This window comes from Pseudomonas sp. CFBP 8772 (genome assembly GCF_014841665.1).
Taxonomy (GTDB): Bacteria; Pseudomonadota; Gammaproteobacteria; order Pseudomonadales; family Pseudomonadaceae; genus Aquipseudomonas; species Aquipseudomonas graminis_B.
Window position 1 is genome coordinate 76,807 of the sequence record NZ_JACYUI010000005.1, and the last position, 16,651, is coordinate 93,457.

At 59.6% G+C, this 16,651-nt stretch carries 20 protein-coding genes and 1 pseudogene; 8 read left to right on the top strand and 13 right to left on the bottom strand.

The annotated features are described in order from the left end of the window. The first annotated feature begins 259 nt into the window (after positions 1-259). Positions 260-961: an OmpA family protein gene (locus IFT99_RS12315; RefSeq protein WP_065991834.1), complete on the top strand. Its 702-nt coding sequence runs from the start codon at positions 260-262 to the stop codon at positions 959-961. A gap of 66 nt (positions 962-1,027) precedes the next feature. Here the strand turns inward: IFT99_RS12315 and IFT99_RS12320 are convergent, their stop codons facing one another. The 3 genes and pseudogenes from IFT99_RS12320 to IFT99_RS12330 all read right to left on the bottom strand — a co-directional run bounded on the left by IFT99_RS12320 (position 1,028) and on the right by IFT99_RS12330 (position 4,558). Then, positions 1,028-1,927 (bottom strand): acyltransferase, encoded by a 900-nt coding sequence (locus tag IFT99_RS12320; RefSeq protein ID WP_192132589.1) that lies wholly within the window; start codon positions 1,925-1,927, stop codon positions 1,028-1,030. 81 nt (positions 1,928-2,008) lie between these two features. Further along, entirely contained in the window at positions 2,009-4,102 is a 2,094-nt protein-coding gene (pta, locus tag IFT99_RS12325; RefSeq protein ID WP_192132591.1) for a phosphate acetyltransferase, read from the bottom strand. Between the two features lie 94 nt (positions 4,103-4,196). After that, positions 4,197-4,558 (bottom strand): annotated as a pseudogene (locus IFT99_RS12330) (DUF3565 domain-containing protein). Here IFT99_RS12330 and IFT99_RS12335 point away from each other — a divergent pair. From IFT99_RS12335 to IFT99_RS26470, 4 genes are all read left to right on the top strand, one after another. Further along, a complete protein-coding gene (locus tag IFT99_RS12335) occupies positions 4,527-5,012 on the top strand; it encodes an FKBP-type peptidyl-prolyl cis-trans isomerase (RefSeq protein WP_065991842.1) in 486 nt (161 codons plus the stop codon). The pseudogene IFT99_RS12330 and the gene IFT99_RS12335 overlap by 32 nt on opposite strands. Positions 5,013-5,126: 114 nt before the next feature. After that, positions 5,127-5,609: a glutathione peroxidase gene (locus IFT99_RS12340; RefSeq protein ID WP_065991844.1), complete on the top strand. Its 483-nt coding sequence runs from the start codon at positions 5,127-5,129 to the stop codon at positions 5,607-5,609. Between the two features lie 124 nt (positions 5,610-5,733). Next, positions 5,734-6,837: an NADH:flavin oxidoreductase gene (locus tag IFT99_RS12345; protein ID WP_192132593.1), complete on the top strand. Its 1,104-nt coding sequence runs from the start codon at positions 5,734-5,736 to the stop codon at positions 6,835-6,837. 13 nt (positions 6,838-6,850) lie between these two features. After that, positions 6,851-6,982: a hypothetical protein gene (locus tag IFT99_RS26470; protein ID WP_274605123.1), complete on the top strand. Its 132-nt coding sequence runs from the start codon at positions 6,851-6,853 to the stop codon at positions 6,980-6,982. A 32-nt stretch (positions 6,983-7,014) separates the two neighbouring features. On the opposite strand, the gene IFT99_RS12350 is transcribed toward IFT99_RS26470, so the two are convergent. Together IFT99_RS12350 and IFT99_RS12355 are read right to left on the bottom strand one after the other, a co-directional pair. After that, the gene (locus IFT99_RS12350) at positions 7,015-8,181 is read right to left on the bottom strand and encodes a glycosyltransferase family 4 protein (protein ID WP_192132594.1); all 1,167 of its coding nucleotides are present in this window, start codon (positions 8,179-8,181) and stop codon (positions 7,015-7,017) included. Positions 8,182-8,350: 169 nt separating this feature from the next. Continuing rightward, complete coding sequence (locus IFT99_RS12355) at positions 8,351-8,656, bottom strand: hypothetical protein (RefSeq protein WP_192132596.1); 306 nt, start codon at positions 8,654-8,656, stop codon at positions 8,351-8,353. Between the two features lie 279 nt (positions 8,657-8,935). Between IFT99_RS12355 and IFT99_RS12360 the strand changes: the two genes are divergently transcribed. Then, positions 8,936-9,493, top strand: coding sequence for a hypothetical protein (locus IFT99_RS12360; RefSeq protein ID WP_192132598.1), 558 nt, complete (start codon positions 8,936-8,938; stop codon positions 9,491-9,493). A 79-nt stretch (positions 9,494-9,572) separates the two neighbouring features. Here the strand turns inward: IFT99_RS12360 and cysZ are convergent, their stop codons facing one another. Beyond that, entirely contained in the window at positions 9,573-10,328 is a 756-nt protein-coding gene (gene cysZ, locus IFT99_RS12365) for a sulfate transporter CysZ (RefSeq protein WP_192132600.1), read from the bottom strand. A 384-nt stretch (positions 10,329-10,712) separates the two neighbouring features. On the opposite strand from cysZ, the gene trxB reads away from it, so the two are divergent. Next, complete coding sequence (gene trxB / locus IFT99_RS12370; RefSeq protein ID WP_065991852.1) at positions 10,713-11,675, top strand: thioredoxin-disulfide reductase; 963 nt, start codon at positions 10,713-10,715, stop codon at positions 11,673-11,675. 85 nt (positions 11,676-11,760) lie between these two features. Here trxB and IFT99_RS12375 read toward each other — a convergent pair whose 3' ends face one another. From IFT99_RS12375 to IFT99_RS12405, 7 genes are all read right to left on the bottom strand, one after another. After that, positions 11,761-12,102 carry a HopJ type III effector protein gene (locus IFT99_RS12375; RefSeq protein WP_192132602.1) on the bottom strand — a complete coding sequence of 114 codons (342 nt, stop codon included), beginning with the start codon at positions 12,100-12,102 and terminating at the stop codon, positions 11,761-11,763. After that, the gene (locus IFT99_RS12380) at positions 12,095-12,391 is read right to left on the bottom strand and encodes a DUF1244 domain-containing protein (protein WP_065991857.1); all 297 of its coding nucleotides are present in this window, start codon (positions 12,389-12,391) and stop codon (positions 12,095-12,097) included. The genes IFT99_RS12375 and IFT99_RS12380 overlap by 8 nt, the downstream gene beginning before the upstream one ends. 89 nt (positions 12,392-12,480) lie before the next feature. After that, complete coding sequence (gene folX / locus IFT99_RS12385) at positions 12,481-12,852, bottom strand: dihydroneopterin triphosphate 2'-epimerase (protein WP_065991860.1); 372 nt, start codon at positions 12,850-12,852, stop codon at positions 12,481-12,483. Between the two features lie 3 nt (positions 12,853-12,855). Further along, positions 12,856-13,416: a GTP cyclohydrolase I FolE gene (gene folE / locus IFT99_RS12390; RefSeq protein WP_192132604.1), complete on the bottom strand. Its 561-nt coding sequence runs from the start codon at positions 13,414-13,416 to the stop codon at positions 12,856-12,858. 20 nt (positions 13,417-13,436) lie between these two features. After that, a complete protein-coding gene (gene folM / locus IFT99_RS12395; protein ID WP_065991864.1) occupies positions 13,437-14,147 on the bottom strand; it encodes a dihydromonapterin reductase in 711 nt (236 codons plus the stop codon). Between the two features lie 231 nt (positions 14,148-14,378). Next, a complete protein-coding gene (locus tag IFT99_RS12400) occupies positions 14,379-14,948 on the bottom strand; it encodes an antibiotic biosynthesis monooxygenase (protein ID WP_065991866.1) in 570 nt (189 codons plus the stop codon). Between the two features lie 187 nt (positions 14,949-15,135). Then, positions 15,136-15,741, bottom strand: a complete 606-nt coding sequence (locus IFT99_RS12405; RefSeq protein ID WP_065991868.1) for a hypothetical protein — start codon at positions 15,739-15,741, stop codon at positions 15,136-15,138. 361 nt (positions 15,742-16,102) lie between these two features. Between IFT99_RS12405 and IFT99_RS12410 the strand changes: the two genes are divergently transcribed. Then, the gene (locus IFT99_RS12410; RefSeq protein WP_192132606.1) at positions 16,103-16,558 is read left to right on the top strand and encodes a flavodoxin; all 456 of its coding nucleotides are present in this window, start codon (positions 16,103-16,105) and stop codon (positions 16,556-16,558) included. Positions 16,559-16,651 lie beyond the last annotated feature (93 nt).

Here is a 16,651-nt window from a genome sequence, read left to right on the forward strand (position 1 = left end):
TGCCATAAACGCATCTGCATCAATGATTTATGTAGATTATGGGCCACCACCAAGGTTCGGATCAGTCAATAAATACGATGAACAGCATGTCAAAAACGCACCTAAATATTTGCTTTTGTGAGTAAAGAAATGCGGCCTTTGGTCGTGCACTGGCGGTTCAGCCCGCGTTAAGGAATTTTTGACGGGGTGCATGCTCTAATTGCCCAAATCGTCGGCCTTTATGTTTGGCCGTAGAAAAGCAAAACAGGAGCTCTCCTTGATGTTGACCTTTCGCCGTTTGATCATTGCTGCCACCGCACTGACCGTGCTTTCCGGATGCGCAACGCAGAACCCATACGACAATCAGGGGCAGGCGCAGAACTCCGGCGGCATGAGCAAGACCGCCAAGTACGGCGGCCTGGGTGCATTGGCCGGCGCCGTCGCCGGTGCTGCCATCGATCACAACAACCGTGGCAAAGGTGCGCTGATTGGCGCTGCCGTAGCAGGCGCGGCATCTGCCGGTTACGGCTACTACGCCGACAAGCAGGAAGCTGCACTGCGCGCCAGCATGGCCAACACCGGCGTTGAAGTTCAACGTCAGGGCGACAACATCAAGCTGGTGATGCCGGGCAACATCACGTTTGCCACTGATTCGTCGGCCATTGCCAGCAGCTTCTACTCGCCACTGAATAACCTGGCCGGTTCGCTGAAGCAGTACAACCAGAACATGATTGAGATCGTCGGCTACACCGACAGCACCGGCAGCCGTCAGCACAACATGGACCTGTCGCAGCAGCGCGCCCAGAGCGTCGCGACCTACCTGACCTCCCAGGGGGTTGATGCGGCTCACCTGTCGGTGCGCGGTGCCGGTCCTGATTCGCCGATCGCCAGCAACGCCGACGTCAACGGTCGCGCCCAGAACCGCCGTGTTGAGGTCAACCTCAAGCCGATTCCTGGCCAGCAATACCAACAGCAGCAATAAACGCGTGACGTGAAACCAAAAACCCCGGGCAGTGAGCCGGGGTTTTTGTTTGTGGTTTACAAGCGTTCAGCCTGGATACCGCTCATGCATCTGCGCGAGCAACGCGTCCTTGTCTTCCCATAGCCGATTGATCCACTGCTGAAACTCCAGGCGGTAGGCATCGTCCTGGTCGTAGCTTTTGCCAATGAACTGCGGCGGGATCTGCACTTCTTCGAAATGCGCGACCACTTCGCGCACGTTGCCGCAGAGCAAGTCCCAATACCCTGGCCGACCGGCCGGGTAATGAATGGTCACGTTGACGATGGATTCCAGCTGCTCGCCCATGGCGTCCAGCACAAAGGCGATGCCGCCTGCCTTCGGTTTCAACAGATAACGGAATGGCGAGTTCTGCTGTGCGTGCTTGGCTTCGGTGAAGCGCGTGCCTTCGACGAAGTTGAAAATGCCCACCGGATTGTTGCGAAACTTCGCACAGGTGCGGCGGGTGGTGGCGAGGTCCTTGCCTTTCTTTTCCGGGTGCTTGGCCAGATAAGCCTTGCTGTAGCGCTTCATGAACGGAAAGCCCAGCGCCCACCAGGCGAGGCCAATCACCGGCACCCAGATCAGCTCCTGCTTGAGGAAGAACTTGAGCGGGCGGATGCGCCGGTTGAGCACGTACTGCAGCACCATGATGTCAACCCAGCTCTGGTGATTGCTCGTCACCAGGTACGAGTGCTGATAGTCCAGCCTGTCCAGCCCACTCAGGTGCCAGCGGGTGTGACCGATCACGTCCATCCAGACGTTGTTATTGCTGATCCACGCTTCGTGGATGTGGCTCATCAGCCAGTCGGTCACCTTTTGCGCGGCCTGGAAGGGCAGGCACAGCTTGAAGATGGCAACGACGAACAGCGGCGTGCAGCAGAGAATTGTGTTGAGCGCCAACAGCAACGAGGCGATGACGCCGCGCAAAGGGGCGGGCAGGAAATCCATGTGAATCGAACTCCGGGGGGCAGTCGGCCGCCGGTGGGTCCCGGCGGGGTTATTGTGGGCAAGCGATATTGCAGCGCAATGTTATTGCGGCAACGTGGCCGCCTGAATCGCCGTCAGTGCAATGGTATAGACGATGTCGTCGACCTGAGCGCCGCGCGGCAGATCATTGACCGGCTTGCGCAGGCCTTGCAGCATCGGGCCGAGGCTTACGCAATCCGCACTGCGCTGCACCGCTTTGTACGTCGTGTTGCCGGTGTTCAGGTCCGGAAACACGAATACATTGGCGCGACCCGCCACCGGGCTGTCCGGCGCCAGTTGCCGGGCGACGTGCTCGTTGGCGGCGGCATCGTATTGCAAAGGCCCGTCGATCAACAAACCACGCTGGGTCTCGCGCGCCAGTTGCGTGGCCTCTCGTACCTTTTCCACTTCTTCGCCGCTGGCGGAATTGCCGCTGGAGTAGCTGATCATCGCCACCCGCGGTGACAGGCCGAACGCCACGGCCGAATCCGCGCTCTGCACGGCGATCTCCGCCAGCTCGGTGGCGGTCGGGTGCGGGTTCATGATGCAGTCGCCGTACACCAGCACCTGCTCCGGAAACAGCATGAAAAACACCGATGAAACGAGGGTGCAGCCTGGCGCCGTCTTGATCAGCTGCAAGGCAGGCCGAATGGTGTTGGCGGTCGAATGGATCACCCCCGACACCAGCCCGTCTACTTCGTCGAGGGCCAGCATCATGGTGCCGATCACCACCGGATCCTCCAGTTGCTGCTCGGCCATCGGCGCATTGAGGTTTTTGCTGCGGCGCAGATCCACCATCGGCCCGACATAGCGCTCGCGGATCTGATCCGGATCGAGAATCTCCAACCCCGGCGGCAGTTCGATGCCATGGGCTCGCGCGACGGCGTTCACTTCTTCGGGCTTGGCCAGCAGCACGCAGCGGGCAATGCCGCGGGCCTGACAAATGGCCGCCGCTTGCACGGTCAATGGCTCTGCGCCTTCGGGCAGCACAATACGTTTGTTTGCCGCCTGGGCGCGCTGGATCAGTTGATAGCGGAACACTGCGGGCGACAGGCGCATCTCACGCGGCGTGCCGCAGCGCTGATGCAGCCAGTTGGCATCGAGGTGGCTGGCGACGAAATCGGTGATGATCTCCGCGCGTTCGCGGTCATCGATGGGGATTTCCTTGTTCAGCTGATTGAGCTGCGTCGCGGTCTCGTAGGAACCGGTGCTCACCGACAGGACCGGCAACCCGGCCTGCAGTGCGCCTCGGCACAGGTCCATGATGCGCGGATCGGGCAGGGTGTCGCTGGTCAGCAGCAGTCCGGCCAACGGCACGCCGTTCAGCGTCGCCAGGCTCACGGCCAGAATGATGTCATCACGATCCCCCGGTGTGACCACCAGCACGCCCGGCTTGAGCAGTTGCAGCGTGTTGAGCACCGTGCGGGCGCAGATGATGATCTTCGACATGCGCCGCTGTTCGTAATCGCCGGCGTTGATCACTTGCGCACCGAGCAGGTCGGCGACGTCACGGGTGCGCGGTGCGTTCAGGTCTGCCTGAAACGGAATGCAGCCGAGCAGGCGGAAATCACCGCTGCGCAGCAGTGGCGAGTGCTCCTTGAGCCGTGCCGAGAAGGCTTCCATGCTCTCGTCGGTGCGGACCTTGTTGAGGATCACACCGAGCACTTTCGGATCTTTCGGGCCGCCGAACATCTGCGCCTGCAGCTCCACGCGGCCGGAAAGCTCGGTCAGCACTTCGTTTTCCGGGGCCGATACGAGAATGACTTCCGCGTCCAGCGCCTTGGCCATGTGCAGGTTGACCCGCGCCGCGTAGCTGGCGCTGCGGGTCGGGACCATGCCTTCTACGATCAGCACGTCGCGGCCAATCGAGGCCTCTTGATACAGCTGGATGATTTCTTCCAGCAGATCGTCGAGCTGGCCTTCGCCGAGCATGCGCTCGACGTGGCTCAACCCCAATGGCTTGGGCGGCTTGAGGCCGTGGGTGCGGGCGATCAGTTCAGTGGAGCGTTCGGGGCCCACGTCCCCGGGATGAGGCTGGGCGATCGGCTTGAAAAAACCAACCTTGAGCCCGGCACGCTCCAGGGTGCGCACCAGCCCTAGGCTGATGGACGTCAGGCCCACACCAAAATCTGTGGGCGCGATAAAGAAAGTCTGCATGCGGGCTTCTCGAAAATGAGCAGTGCAAGGGTCATGGCGCTATGAATTCAGCCATCGGACCGGATAAACCAGGACGCTGTTCAGTCGCAGCGTCTCAAGGGGGCCCAAGGTTATCGTTATCTGACCCCGACGCGCACCAGCCGCAGTGAAAGGACTGGCCGATTGTTGCCTGGCGCTGCGCCGGATCAAGCACCCAGGACCGGGATTGCCAAGGCGGGTCGTGGCGCAAATGCTGGGTGTGACCGCAGGACAGTTCAACCACCCAATGACCGTCCTCGTCCTGAACAAAGCCGGTAATGATTGAGTGGGGGGAGGGAGCTTTAGGGGATTCCAATCGGGGCCGTCCGTCTGAGTTGCGTTCGCTTTCGCGCGACTGCTTGGTTAGACTTGGCCGCTCATATCTATTTGCAAAAGGTCTCGCCCCATGCCGATCGCCGCCAACAAGGCTGTCTCCATCGACTATACCCTGACCAATGACGCTGGTGAGGTCATCGACAGTTCTGCCGGCGGCGCGCCGCTGGTTTACCTGCAAGGTGCAGGCAATATCATCCCGGGTCTGGAAAAGGCACTGGATGGCAAGGAAGTCGGCGACGAACTGAAAGTGGCCATCGAGCCTGAAGATGCGTACGGCGAATACTCCGCCGAACTGGTCAGCACCCTGAACCGCAGCATGTTCGAAGGTGTCGACGAACTGGAAGTCGGCATGCAGTTCCATGCCTCCGCTCCGGACGGCCAGATGCAGATCGTGACCATCCGTGATCTGGACGGCGACGACGTCACCGTCGACGGCAACCACCCACTGGCCGGTCAGCGCTTGAACTTCGATGTGAAGATCGTCGACATCCGCGATGCCAGCGAAGAAGAAGTGGCCCACGGTCACGTGCACGGCGAAGGTGGTCATCACCACTGATTGTCCTGCTAAGCTGAGTGAGCTGGCCAGGCGTCCTCGCGGTCTTGTGAAAACATTTGTTTTTGCAGTCTGACAGGGCGCCTTTTTCGGCCAAGGGTTTCTAGGGGAGTCGTCATGAGTGTATTTCACGAGCTGAAATTGAAGGCTCTGGATGGCCAGGAGCTACCCCTCGCGCCGCTCAAGGGCAAAGTGGTTCTGGTGGTCAACGTCGCTTCAAAATGTGGCCTGACCCCGCAATACGCCGGGCTGGAAACCCTGTACCAGAAGTACAAGGATCAAGGCTTCAGCGTTCTCGGGTTGCCGTGCAATCAGTTCGCTGGTCAGGAGCCCGGTACTCAGGAAGAGATTCAGGCGTTCTGTTCGCTGAACTACGGCGTGACCTTTCCGCTGGGCGACAAGCTCGACGTCAACGGACCGCACCGGCATCGGCTGTACCAGATGCTCGCAGGCGAAGGCGCCGAGTTTCCCGGGGACATCACCTGGAATTTCGAGAAGTTTCTCGTCGGCAAGGATGGCCGCGTTCTGGCACGCTTCTCCCCAAGTACGCTCCCGGATGACGCCAAGGTGGTGAGCGCGATCGAGAAGGCGCTGCCCTAGTATTTCGCTTTGCTGCGCGTCTTCTGAGCCTTAATCACTCCAGTCAATAGTGCTTCGTATCACCTGCGCTTCGGCTCATTCTGTATGACCTTCATCATATTTCCAGAATGCCGAGGACGCCTGCATGCCTGCTCAAGCCTTGTTCAAACCCTTCCATATGGGCAGCCTCGAGTTGCCGACGCGCATCGTCATGGCGCCGATGACCCGCTCGTTTTCACCCGGCGGCGTACCCAATTCCAACGTCATCGAGTACTACCGTCGTCGTGCGTCTGCGGGCGTTGGTTTGATCATCACCGAAGGCACCACGGTCGGGCACAAGGCTTCAAATGGCTACCCCAACGTGCCGCAGTTCTTCGGCGACGCGGCGCTGGAGGGGTGGCGCAAAGTGGTGGAAGCGGTTCATGCAGAAGGCGGCAAGATTGTGCCGCAACTCTGGCACGTGGGCGCTGTGCGTCGGCTGGGCACTGAGCCGGATGGCACGGTGCCGGCCTATGGCCCGACCGAGAAGCTCAAGGACGGCAACGTTGTCGTTCATGGCATGAGCAAGCAAGACATCGACGAGGTCATCGCGGCGTTCGCCCAGGCGGCGAAAGACGCCAAGGCCATCGGCATGGACGGCGTCGAGATCCATGGCGCCCATGGCTATCTGGTCGATCAGTTCTTCTGGGAAGGCACCAATCAGCGCACCGACGAGTACGGCGGAGACCTCGCGCACCGCTCACGCTTTGCCATCGAACTGATCCAGGCCGTACGAGCAGCAGTGGGCCCGGATTATCCGATCATCTTTCGTTACTCGCAGTGGAAACAGCAGGATTACAGCGCACGGCTGGTGCAAACGGTGGAAGAGCTCGACGCGTTCCTCAAGCCCCTTTCCGACGCAGGCGTCGACATTTTCCACTGCTCGACACGGCGTTTCTGGGAGCCTGAGTTCGAAGGCTCCGACCTGAACCTGGCCGGATGGACGCGCAAGCTCACCGGTAAACCTACCATCACGGTGGGCAGTGTCGGACTGGACGGCGAGTTTCTGCAGTTCATGGTCAACACCGACAAAGTCGCTCAGCCCGCGAGCCTGGAAAACCTGCTCAAGCGTCTGGGTGACGAGGAGTTCGATCTCGTCGCAGTCGGCCGTGCGCTGCTGGTCGACCCGGACTGGGCCATGAAAGTGAAGGAAGGCCGCGAGCACGACATCTTGCCGTTCAGCCGCGAAGCCCTGAGCCGATTGGAGTGAAGGAAAGGGACTAGTGAAGGAAATGCAAGAAAAGGGACTGATTTATTTGCAAGAAAAGGGACTGATTTATTTGCAAGAAAAGGGACTTGCAAGAAAAGGGACTGATTTATTTACAGCGCTTCACCGTAAATTAATCTGTCCCTGACTGCACCCATCGCTGGGTCGCTACTGTCCCGTTCACACCCCCAAAACAACCCCATCCCGCGTCTCGCTCGCAGCGCGCAAATAAGTCTCGAATGAGTCGATAATCCCGGCCCATCCCTGACGACTCGCGTGTTGCCGGGCATTCAGCCTGACCCGACGCAAGGTTTCTTCATCTTCCAGCATCCAGCGTGCGGCGTCGATGAACCCTTCCTCATCCCCGGGCATCGCCACCGCGCCATTGTGGCCGTGGCGAATATGTTGGGCCGCTGCGGCTTCGTCATAGGCGACCACCCCCAGCCCTGACGCCAACGCTTCCAGCACGACGTTGCCGAAGGTTTCAGTCAGGCTCGGGAACAGAAACAGATCACTCGACGCATAGTGCGCCGCCAGCGAATCCCCGCGCTGGGTGCCGCAGAAGATGGCGTTCGGGAGCTGACGTTGCAGCGTCGGCCTGACCGGTCCGTCGCCGACAATCACCAGGCGCAGGTTTTTCTCGGGATAGGTGCTCACCAGTCCGTCAAAGGTGATTTTCAGCAGCCCCAGGTTTTTCTCCGCCGCCAGCCGTCCCACATGCAGGACTGCCGTATCGCCCGGTTCAAGGCCCCAGCTTTCACGTAGCGCACTCGAACGCTTCGACGGGTGAAACAACTGGCAATCAACGCCCCGGGACAGCAACTCCAATCGCTCGAAGCCTCGGCGTTCGAGTTCGGATTTCTGCGTGAAACTGGGCACCAGGGTGGCGTTGGAGCGGTTGTGAAACCAGCGCAGGTAGGTCGTCAGCAGGCGAGTGACGAAGCTCAGCCCGTACTGCCGGGTGTATTGCTGGAAGTTGGTGTGAAAACCGCTGACGATGGCAATCCCCAGTCGCCGTGCGGCACGCAGCGCCGACAGCCCCAACGGGCCTTCCGTGGCGATATACAGCACGTCCGGACGATTGCGCTGCCATCGACGCAGGAGTTTGTGCATCGACGACTGCCCCCACTGCAACCCGGGATACCCCGGAATCGGCCAGCCACGGCACAACATCAAATCCTCCCCGGCCGCGCGCAGCTCGTCCTCGCTTTGCCGTGGCCGAATCACCTCAACCCGATGCCCCCGCAGGCGCAGACCGTCGCACAAACGGCTGAGCGTGTTGGCTACGCCGTTTATTTCCGGGGCATAGGTTTCGGTGATCAGGGTAATGCGCAGGGATTTACTCATGACATCAGTTTCTGAGGGGGTCGTTGCGCTTGTGTGGCGGTTCAGTGATGGATTTGTGACTGCAAATGACTGGCCGGGATTTGGAATTGGCGTCGCTCGAACCTGACCGATTTAAGAGCGACATACGACCCGGTCAGGTTCGAATAAAACTGCGGTGACACGGGACGCGTCAGCCACCAACAGTGAAGGGCACAAGCCTCGACTCGCCGATGCGTTCGAAGGCAGCCGGTTCTGGCACGTAATGGGTCTGCAGCGGGTTCAGGCTGGTCAGTTGCAGGTGCGAACGGGGTTCTGCGGGCCTGGCAAGGTTCGCGGATTCAGCTTTGAGGGTGTTCGAAACGAACGGCTGAGTCGCCTGCGCCAGTGCCTGCATGAACGCGGGGGCATGGGGTTCCGGCTTCTTCTGTCGGTCCATTGCAAAGGACGCAGGACTGACAGTGGTTTTGATCAGGGTGTTCAGTGGGGTTGAATCCATGGGCATCTAACTCCTGCTGATGAACACGCCGGGCGATCGAACGCGGCGGCAAATGCTCGCCCGGAGTGGGCATGCCCATGGTTAAACAGGAAGGCTGTGGGACGTGGCGAATACTGTCGTAGGAATCGTCCTGATTTTCTCAAGGTTGATTAAAAGAGTGTTTCCGCCTTTAGCATGCGTCGCCTCACTTCTGGAGGAAACACTGTGTCCGAGCAATTCAACGCGCCACCTGTTGCCGATTTGACGGCTTTGCCTACAATCGGCCCGCCGTTTTAAACCGTGTCGCTGGTCAAGCTGACGGTGATGATGTTCATCACTTGCGGGTTGTATGGGCTCTACTGGTATTACAAAAACTGGTCGCGGTACAAAGCGTATTCGGCGAAACCGATCTGGCCGGTCCCGCGCGCCATTTTCGGACTGATTTATATGCCATTCATGTTTGGCAAGGTTGACGCTTTGCTGAAGGAGAAAGGGCAGCGGGGGATGCCTTATTGGGGCACGCTTGCGGCAGGTATGATTCTTCTGGCACTCGCCCCGTCACTTGTTGTGTTCGTCCACAACATCGCAACAGGTTCGAAAGGCGTCGCTTCGGCAGGCCTTGGGCTTATCCCGCTAGGGATATCCGTCATTTCGACGTTCGCACAGTTCCTGATCATGCTCAGAGTGCAGTCGTTCATTAACCAGCTGAACCGCGACGCCGAGGGTAACTGCAAGTGTGGTTCTACCTTCGGTGAAGGTGTATGGGCGATGCTGGGCTTAATGTGCTGGGTCGTTGTGATAATCATCGTTGTCATGATTGAAGCTATCAGAATGTATTTTTCCAGCCGTGGCCTTTAGCCAGATGAGCGAGTGGCTACACTGATAGAACCCCTGCGTCTCACACAAAAAAGGCCTCACTCGAGGCCTTTTCTCTGCATCAGCGAATGCGCTCCGCCAGCGTCTCCGCACCACGCTCCCTCACCCAGAACAACGTCGCTCCTGCCACCGCCGCCGGCATCATCAGGACGTTGACCACCGGTATCAGCAGCACCAGATAAACAATCCCACCGAAACTCATGCTTTGCCACCGTTTGGCACGCAGCCAGGCGAGCATGTCTTGCCAGCCCATTTTGTGGTTATCGGCGGGGTAGTCGATGTATTGGATAGCCATCATCCACACGCCGAACATCAGCCACAGCGGCGCGGCGACAAGGTTCACCACGGGGATCCACGAAAGGATGAACAGGCCAATGGCGCGGGGCAGGAAGTAGCCCAGTTTGCGCATTTCCCGGCTCAGGGTGCGCGGCACCATTTCCACCAGCTCGCCCCAGCTGAAGGCAGGAAAATCGTCCGTCCCGCGCAACACCACTTCCACCTTCTCGGCGAGAAATCCATTGAATGGCGCGGCGATGATGTTGGCGATCATGGTGAAGGTGAAGAACACCATCAGCGCCACAAGCACCACGAACAACGGCCACAGGATGTAGTTGAGAAAGCTGAGCCAGCCGGGGAGGGTCGGCATGAAGGAGTCAACCCAGAGCCTGAATTCGTGGCCGGCGAAGTAGATCATGGCGCTGAACAGCACCAGATTGATGGCCAGCGGCAGCAGGACGAACAGGCGCAGGCCAGGACTAAGGACCAGTTTCAGGCCTTCGCGCAGGTATTGAGGGCCAGACAGGACGGGTGCAGGCATGTGTGCCTCCAGGCAGTGATATCGCGCCGACCTTACCGGCTTTGCGACGGGGGCGGAAGCGCCGCTGCAGGTGCGACATTCGCTGAAACAATCGTGCAGCGATAAAGTCTATGCAGGACTGCATGTGCAAAGCGGAGGACGCACATAGGGCTGGCCTATGAGCTGGATTGTGAAACGATATTTCCTTAATCTTCTCCGCCCCGATAAGCTTGCGGCCAACTTTCACCGTTGCTGTGCCCCGAGTGGCAGCTTCTCGTTTTCAGGATCGGCGGGCGCCCCGTGTAGCCACAGGCCCCGTCAGTCCCAACCCTCTCAACCGGTACGCCGGTTCAGACCCAGTGACTCCGACCACGCGTAACGATGGCCGGTCAATAGGAGTGTGTCATGTCTGATGTACGTCATTCGCGAGTGATTATTCTCGGCTCCGGCCCTGCCGGTTACAGCGCTGCAGTCTATGCCGCGCGCGCCAACCTCAAGCCGTTGCTGATCACCGGGATGCAGGCGGGTGGTCAATTGACCACCACCACCGAAGTCGACAACTGGCCGGGCGACCCCCATGGCCTGACCGGCCCGGCCTTGATGGAGCGTATGCGTGAACACGCCGAGCGTTTCGAGACCGAGATTGTGTTCGATCACATCAATGCAGTGGATCTGGCGGGCAAACCGTTCAGCCTGAAAGGGGACAACGCCACTTACACCTGCGACGCGCTGATCATCGCCACCGGCGCCAGCGCCCGTTATCTGGGTCTGCCGTCCGAAGAAGCGTTCATGGGCAAAGGTGTGTCGGCCTGCGCGACCTGCGATGGTTTCTTCTATCGCAACAAGCCGGTCGCCGTGGTCGGCGGTGGCAACACGGCCGTCGAGGAAGCCCTGTACTTGGCCAACATCGCCAGCAAGGTCACCCTGGTTCACCGTCGCGATACCTTCCGCGCCGAGAAGATCCTGATCGACAAACTGCATGCACGTGTTGCCGAGGGCAAGATCGAGCTCAAACTCAACGCCACCCTGGACGAAGTGCTGGGCGACAACATGGGCGTGACCGGTGCGCGCTTGAAGAACAATGACGGCACCCATTCAGAAGTGACCGTCGACGGCGTATTCATCGCCATCGGCCATACGCCGAATACCAGCTTGTTTGACGGTCAGTTGGCGTTGAAAGACGGCTACATGGTCGTTCAAGGCGGTCGCGAAGGTAATGCGACAGCCACCAGCGTTGACGGTGTTTTCGCGGCCGGCGACGTGGCGGATCATGTTTACCGTCAGGCAATCACCTCGGCTGGCGCAGGCTGCATGGCGGCACTGGACGTCGAGCGCTACCTGGACGGCCTGGCGAACGTGTCGTTCTGACCTGACCTCCAGTTGCAAAAAAACCGGCTCATTGAGCCGGTTTTTTTATGTCGGGCAGACGGCCCCATCAGCGTCGAGTGCGCGGTCAGGCCTTGGGCTTGAGCGGCTCGGCCGAGAACTTCACACCGGCCAGCCCGTTGGCAATCAGCGCGCGGATATTGCCGTGGTCCGAACCGTCCGGTGTATCGAGCACAGAACGGTAGTGCTCGCCAAAAGCCAGAAGCGCTTCTTCATCGCTCAGGCCTTCCAGCAGCGCCAGGCCGAGGGTCTTGCACGAACCTTCGTTCTGGCCAGCGGCGTTTTCCACCGGGCCGTTGCTGAACGCCTGAGGCTGATAGTCGTAATGCGCGGCGATGAAGGCCAGGGTGTCGGCGAACAGATGATTGCCGCTGGCGAGGCTGGCGCGCAGGGCGGTCAGGTCAGTCATGCTTGGGTTCCTTGGCGAACGCAGCTTGCTGCTCGGTGCTGGCTTCTTTCTGGTACGTGGATTTCCACTCGCTGTACGGCATGCCGTAAACCACTTCGCGGGCGTCATCGAGCGTGATGTCGATGTGCTTCTCGTCGGCCTCGGCCTTGTACCACTTGGACAGACAGTTGCGACAGAAACCGGCGAGGTTCATCAGGTCGATGTTCTGCACGTCCTTGCGGCTGTCCAGGTGCGCAACCAGACGGCGGAAAGCGGCGGCTTCGAGTTCAAGACGTTGTTGCTCGGTCATGGTGTGCTCTGTGGGAAGTAAAGATGGGCGGATGATAAGAGTGGCAGGCAGGCCGGGCAAGCGTGGGCCTTCACCGGCGAGCGAAGGAATCAGCGGGCTGCCGCCAGGGTGATCGACACCGACTCGGCGAAACGCAGCGCGTGGGGCTTGTCCACTTCGACTTCGGCGTATTGCACCGCCTCATGGGTCATCACCAGGTCGAGCACTTCCTGGGTCAGGCGCTCAAGCAGTGCAAAGCGGTTGCTTTCCACGTGCTGGATGATGGCCTTGGTGATGGTCCGGTAGTTCAGCGCGTGATCAATGTCGTTGTCGCGCACCGCTTCCTGCGCCGCGTACAGGATCGTCAGGTTGATCAGCACGTCCTGCTTGTTGAGAATTTCGGCTTCGTTGATGCCGATAAACGTACGCAGGCACAGGTCTTTGACCCTGATGCGTGCGGTGCCGGGTTCGAGTCTTGCCATGGACTACTTGCTCCGTCCGATCAATTGCAGAAATTCCATGCGGGTCGTGGTCGACTCGCGGAAGGCGCCGAGCATCACCGAGGTGTTCATGGTCGAGTTCTGTTTTTCAACGCCGCGCATCATCATGCACATGTGCTGAGCCTCGATCACCACGGCCACGCCTGCGGCCTTGGTCACGTCTTGAATCGCATCGGCGATCTGCCGCGTGAGGTTTTCCTGAATCTGCAGGCGCCGCGCGAACATATCGACGATGCGCGCGATTTTCGACAGGCCAAGGACTTTCCCGGTGGGGATATACGCGACGTGGGCCTTGCCAATGAAGGGCAGCAGGTGATGCTCGCACAGCGAATACAGTTCGATGTCTTTGACGATCACCATCTCGTCGCTCGCGGAGGCAAACAACGCGCCGTTGACGATCTCGTCCAGTGTCTGCTCGTAGCCATGACACAGGTACTGCATGGCCTTGGCCGCGCGCTTGGGCGTATCCAGCAGGCCTTCTCGTTCAGGATCTTCACCCAGTCCGACGAGGATTTCACGGTAATGCTGTGGCAGTGACAGGGTCATCAATGGTTCCTCGGGGCGGCTTACTTGACGTGCCGTCCGCCGTTTACGGTCAGAGTGGTGCCGGTGACGTAGGGGTTATCCAGCAGATAGCGCAGGCTCTGGTAAATCACCTCGGCGCCGGGTTCGATCCCCAGTGCCGATTTTTCCAGCGTGCGCGCGCGGTATGCCGCATCGTCGTCGGGTTGAAACATCAGCATGGCCGGGGCAATGCCGTTGACCTTGATATGGGGCGCGTATCGGGCTGCGAAGGACAGGGTCAGGTTTTCCAGCCCCGCCTTGCTGGCGCTGTAAGCGATGTGCTTGCTACTGCCCTTGCGGGTGACATCGTCGCTGATGTGAATTATGTCGGCCGTCTCCGAGCGCCTCAACAGCTCTGCGCAGTGCAGATTGATGAGATAAGGCGTCAGCATGTGGACGTTGAACATTTGCATGAATACATCCGCCTCGTCCCCCGGCGTTTCGGCGAGCCAGTCGGACGCGTTGTGCACGATGGCCCTCAGGCTGTCGGTCTGCTCTTTGAGTCGGGCGATGAAATCCAGCACGCTCGTCTCCGACGAAAAATCAGCCTGAAGTATTACCGCGCCCAGCGCCTTCAAGCGTTGCACGCCCGGCCGCTCACTGCGGTAGGTGATGATCACCGGCTGGCCTTCCGCCAACAGACGCTCGGCGCAATGCAGGCCGACGCGCTGGCTGGCGCCAGTGATCAAGACAGGGGCAGGGGAGCAGGCCATGGTCGTCACGCATTCATCAACGGGGGAGAAAGGTCGGGCGAGTCGGTGCTGAATGGCGAACAGTGGATGCTCGCGTGCACCATCGAAAACGACCGTGGGCAAAGTTACCCCAACGGTCGGTTCTTGTACAACACCGACAGGGCTGTACATGTTTTTTGAAACGGCGCCACGCCGGGCCACTGCATCGCAGGTCGGCGGCGTCCAGATCGGGAAAGCGTTTGTCGCTGAGAGCTAGCGGGTAGATGCCGGCTCTGTTCCGCTGACCTGAGCAGGCACGTTGCTGTGCAGCCACCCCGCCAGAAGATGGGTCGAGAGCGGAATGAACCAGAACACCATCAGCGGCGTGAGGATCAAGGTGCTGATCATGATGCGCGGGAATAGCTCCAGCTGACCGAGCAGTGGCCCCAGCACGAAGTTGAAGATCAGCGACACCGGAAAGAACGCCAGCCAGATGGCAACGGCTTGCTTCCAGCGCGGCGGACGCTGACCAGCGGCGCCGAACCAGCCGTCGATGCCGCTCACCCGGTGCACAGAATTCTTGGCAAACAAGCCACTGCCGCGCACCAACCAGGAGCGTCGGGAGGCAGAATGCTCCCAGGCGTGCATGGTGGCTTCATCGGCGAAGCGGAAAATAATCTGGAATTCGTCATCCCCGGGCGGAGGAGCGAGCACACCTGACCCTAGATAGCCGGGGAAGTCTGTAGCGAGTTGTTCGCCTTCATGCAGCCAGGCAATAAGCTCTTGATAGCGGCCATGGGCGACGCGACGGGCAACCATCAGCGTGACGGGTGAGGTAGACATTGTGTATCTCCGATAAACAAGTGAACTTCCCGGGTAGGGAAATCACATGACAGGTCGCCGGGGTGGTGGCGATGCGTCAGCTTCACTGGGAAAAGCAAGCAAGGATTATTCCTGAAACCTGCGATAAAGCCAGAGGTGTTGGTCGGACGGAAGAGGGTGCCGGGAGGGATCGCCTGATCAGGCAATCCTAGAGGTGCATCGAGGGGTGAATCTTGCGGTGTTCCTGAAGGATGTACTGACGCAGACGTTCAGTGTCTTCTTTACTGTTCTGGCTCAACCGATACGCCGCAAGACCATGATGGTTCAGGCGTTCGAAGTTGCCACGCAACGCGATGGGCGCATAGCCCTGAGGCGTGAACCACGCGGCGAATGACTTCGGCGGTTTGGTCTGCTTGCGCATCTCCAGCAGGATGCCTTTGAACGAGATTTCATGAACCCAGAGTGCGGTGAGCGAGCCCTTTGCGGTCTCCAGCGGAATCGGCTCAGGCAGGATCAGACGCCATGGGCGAATGCGCGGGCCTTCCTCGAAGATGCTTGGCGCACCCAGCTCCAGATGCAGCGCGTGAAACTCGTCTTCGACAAGATGCAGCGGGAAGGTCATTTGCTGATTATCAAACTGGGCCTGAATCGTGACTTGCTCATGGGCAGCGAGACGGGTCAGCAGATCTTGAATCTGCACGCCGCCGTTAACCACCAGACTGCTGGATTTGTCTCGCAAATTCAGCGTGGGGTTGTGCTGCATGTTCTGGATGAACTCCAGTTCATCCGGCGTGAGGATATTGTCGCGCTGCATGGCCAAGCTCGAATAACCGGTTATTGAGAGAGCAGACAGATGGTTCGCATGTTGGTTGCGACCGTTCGTCAGTTGCAGGATGTTACTCCTTCAGGATTTTCATCTCCAGCCGAGCGTGTGCCCGTTGATCATTTAACTCGAGGCTTTTCCACTCGGCGTGCTGTGGATCTGCGGCGACGATCCGAACGTGAATTGCTTGAGAGTATAGGACAGGAGATGACCGACATCGTTGAAAACCATTTGCATCAGCGGTGCTCTGATCACCTGGCGCTCCTATCAGGCATCAACAAGCGGGAGACCATGACATCGCGGCGCGCTGGGGCATAATGCCGCACGATTTTACCCGTCACAGGATTAACCCATGAAAGTCGCGATTATTGCGGGCTCGGTGTATGGCTCGGCTGAAGAGGTCGCTCGCCACGCCCAACAGATCATCAAGGATGCAGGGCACGAGGTGCTGTTCAATCCGCGCGCTGCCCTTGCCGATCTGCAGGCCTTTGCACCCCAGGCTCTGCTGGCAGTGAGCTCCACCACCGGAATGGGCGAGCTGCCGGACAACATTCAGCCGCTCTATCACCAGATCCGTGACGTACTGCCTGCTGGATGGCGCGGGCTGCCTGGCGGCGTCATCGCCCTGGGCGACGCGAGTTATGGCGACACGTTTTGTGCGGGCGGCGAATTGATGCGCGAGCTGTTCGGCGAACTGGGGATCCGCGAGGTGCAGGAAATGCTGCGACTCGATGCCAGCGAAACCGTGACCCCGGAAAGCGATGCCGAGCCGTGGCTGGCGGAGTTCATTGGCCGGCTTGATAGCTGAATAGCTGAATAGCTGAATAGCTGAATGGCGCGCCCATGCCCCGTCTCTGACGAGGCATGACAGAGCCATCCCCCGGCGTTATCGACCACCATT

Bases quoted from the DNA above. Each gene is read 5' to 3' on its own strand.
- IFT99_RS12375 (WP_192132602.1), bottom strand. From the start codon at position 12,102: ATGACTGACCTGACCGCCCTGCGCGCCAGCCTCGCCAGCGGCAATCAT.
- folE (WP_192132604.1), bottom strand. From the start codon at position 13,416: ATGACCCTGTCACTGCCACAGCATTACCGTGAAATCCTCGTCGGACTG.
- trxB (WP_065991852.1), top strand. From the start codon at position 10,713: ATGTCTGATGTACGTCATTCGCGAGTGATTATTCTCGGCTCCGGCCCT.
- IFT99_RS12355 (WP_192132596.1), bottom strand. From the start codon at position 8,656: ATGGATTCAACCCCACTGAACACCCTGATCAAAACCACTGTCAGTCCT.
- IFT99_RS12315 (WP_065991834.1), top strand. From the start codon at position 260: ATGTTGACCTTTCGCCGTTTGATCATTGCTGCCACCGCACTGACCGTG.
- IFT99_RS12335 (WP_065991842.1), top strand. From the start codon at position 4,527: ATGCCGATCGCCGCCAACAAGGCTGTCTCCATCGACTATACCCTGACC.
- IFT99_RS12400 (WP_065991866.1), bottom strand. From the start codon at position 14,948: ATGTCTACCTCACCCGTCACGCTGATGGTTGCCCGTCGCGTCGCCCAT.
- cysZ (WP_192132600.1), bottom strand. From the start codon at position 10,328: ATGCCTGCACCCGTCCTGTCTGGCCCTCAATACCTGCGCGAAGGCCTG.
- pta (WP_192132591.1), bottom strand. From the start codon at position 4,102: ATGCAGACTTTCTTTATCGCGCCCACAGATTTTGGTGTGGGCCTGACG.
- IFT99_RS12320 (WP_192132589.1), bottom strand. From the start codon at position 1,927: ATGGATTTCCTGCCCGCCCCTTTGCGCGGCGTCATCGCCTCGTTGCTG.
- IFT99_RS12350 (WP_192132594.1), bottom strand. From the start codon at position 8,181: ATGAGTAAATCCCTGCGCATTACCCTGATCACCGAAACCTATGCCCCG.
- IFT99_RS12340 (WP_065991844.1), top strand. From the start codon at position 5,127: ATGAGTGTATTTCACGAGCTGAAATTGAAGGCTCTGGATGGCCAGGAG.
- IFT99_RS12405 (WP_065991868.1), bottom strand. From the start codon at position 15,741: ATGCAGCGCGACAATATCCTCACGCCGGATGAACTGGAGTTCATCCAG.
- folX (WP_065991860.1), bottom strand. From the start codon at position 12,852: ATGGCAAGACTCGAACCCGGCACCGCACGCATCAGGGTCAAAGACCTG.
- IFT99_RS12345 (WP_192132593.1), top strand. From the start codon at position 5,734: ATGCCTGCTCAAGCCTTGTTCAAACCCTTCCATATGGGCAGCCTCGAG.
- folM (WP_065991864.1), bottom strand. From the start codon at position 14,147: ATGGCCTGCTCCCCTGCCCCTGTCTTGATCACTGGCGCCAGCCAGCGC.
- IFT99_RS12380 (WP_065991857.1), bottom strand. From the start codon at position 12,391: ATGACCGAGCAACAACGTCTTGAACTCGAAGCCGCCGCTTTCCGCCGT.
- IFT99_RS12410 (WP_192132606.1), top strand. From the start codon at position 16,103: ATGAAAGTCGCGATTATTGCGGGCTCGGTGTATGGCTCGGCTGAAGAG.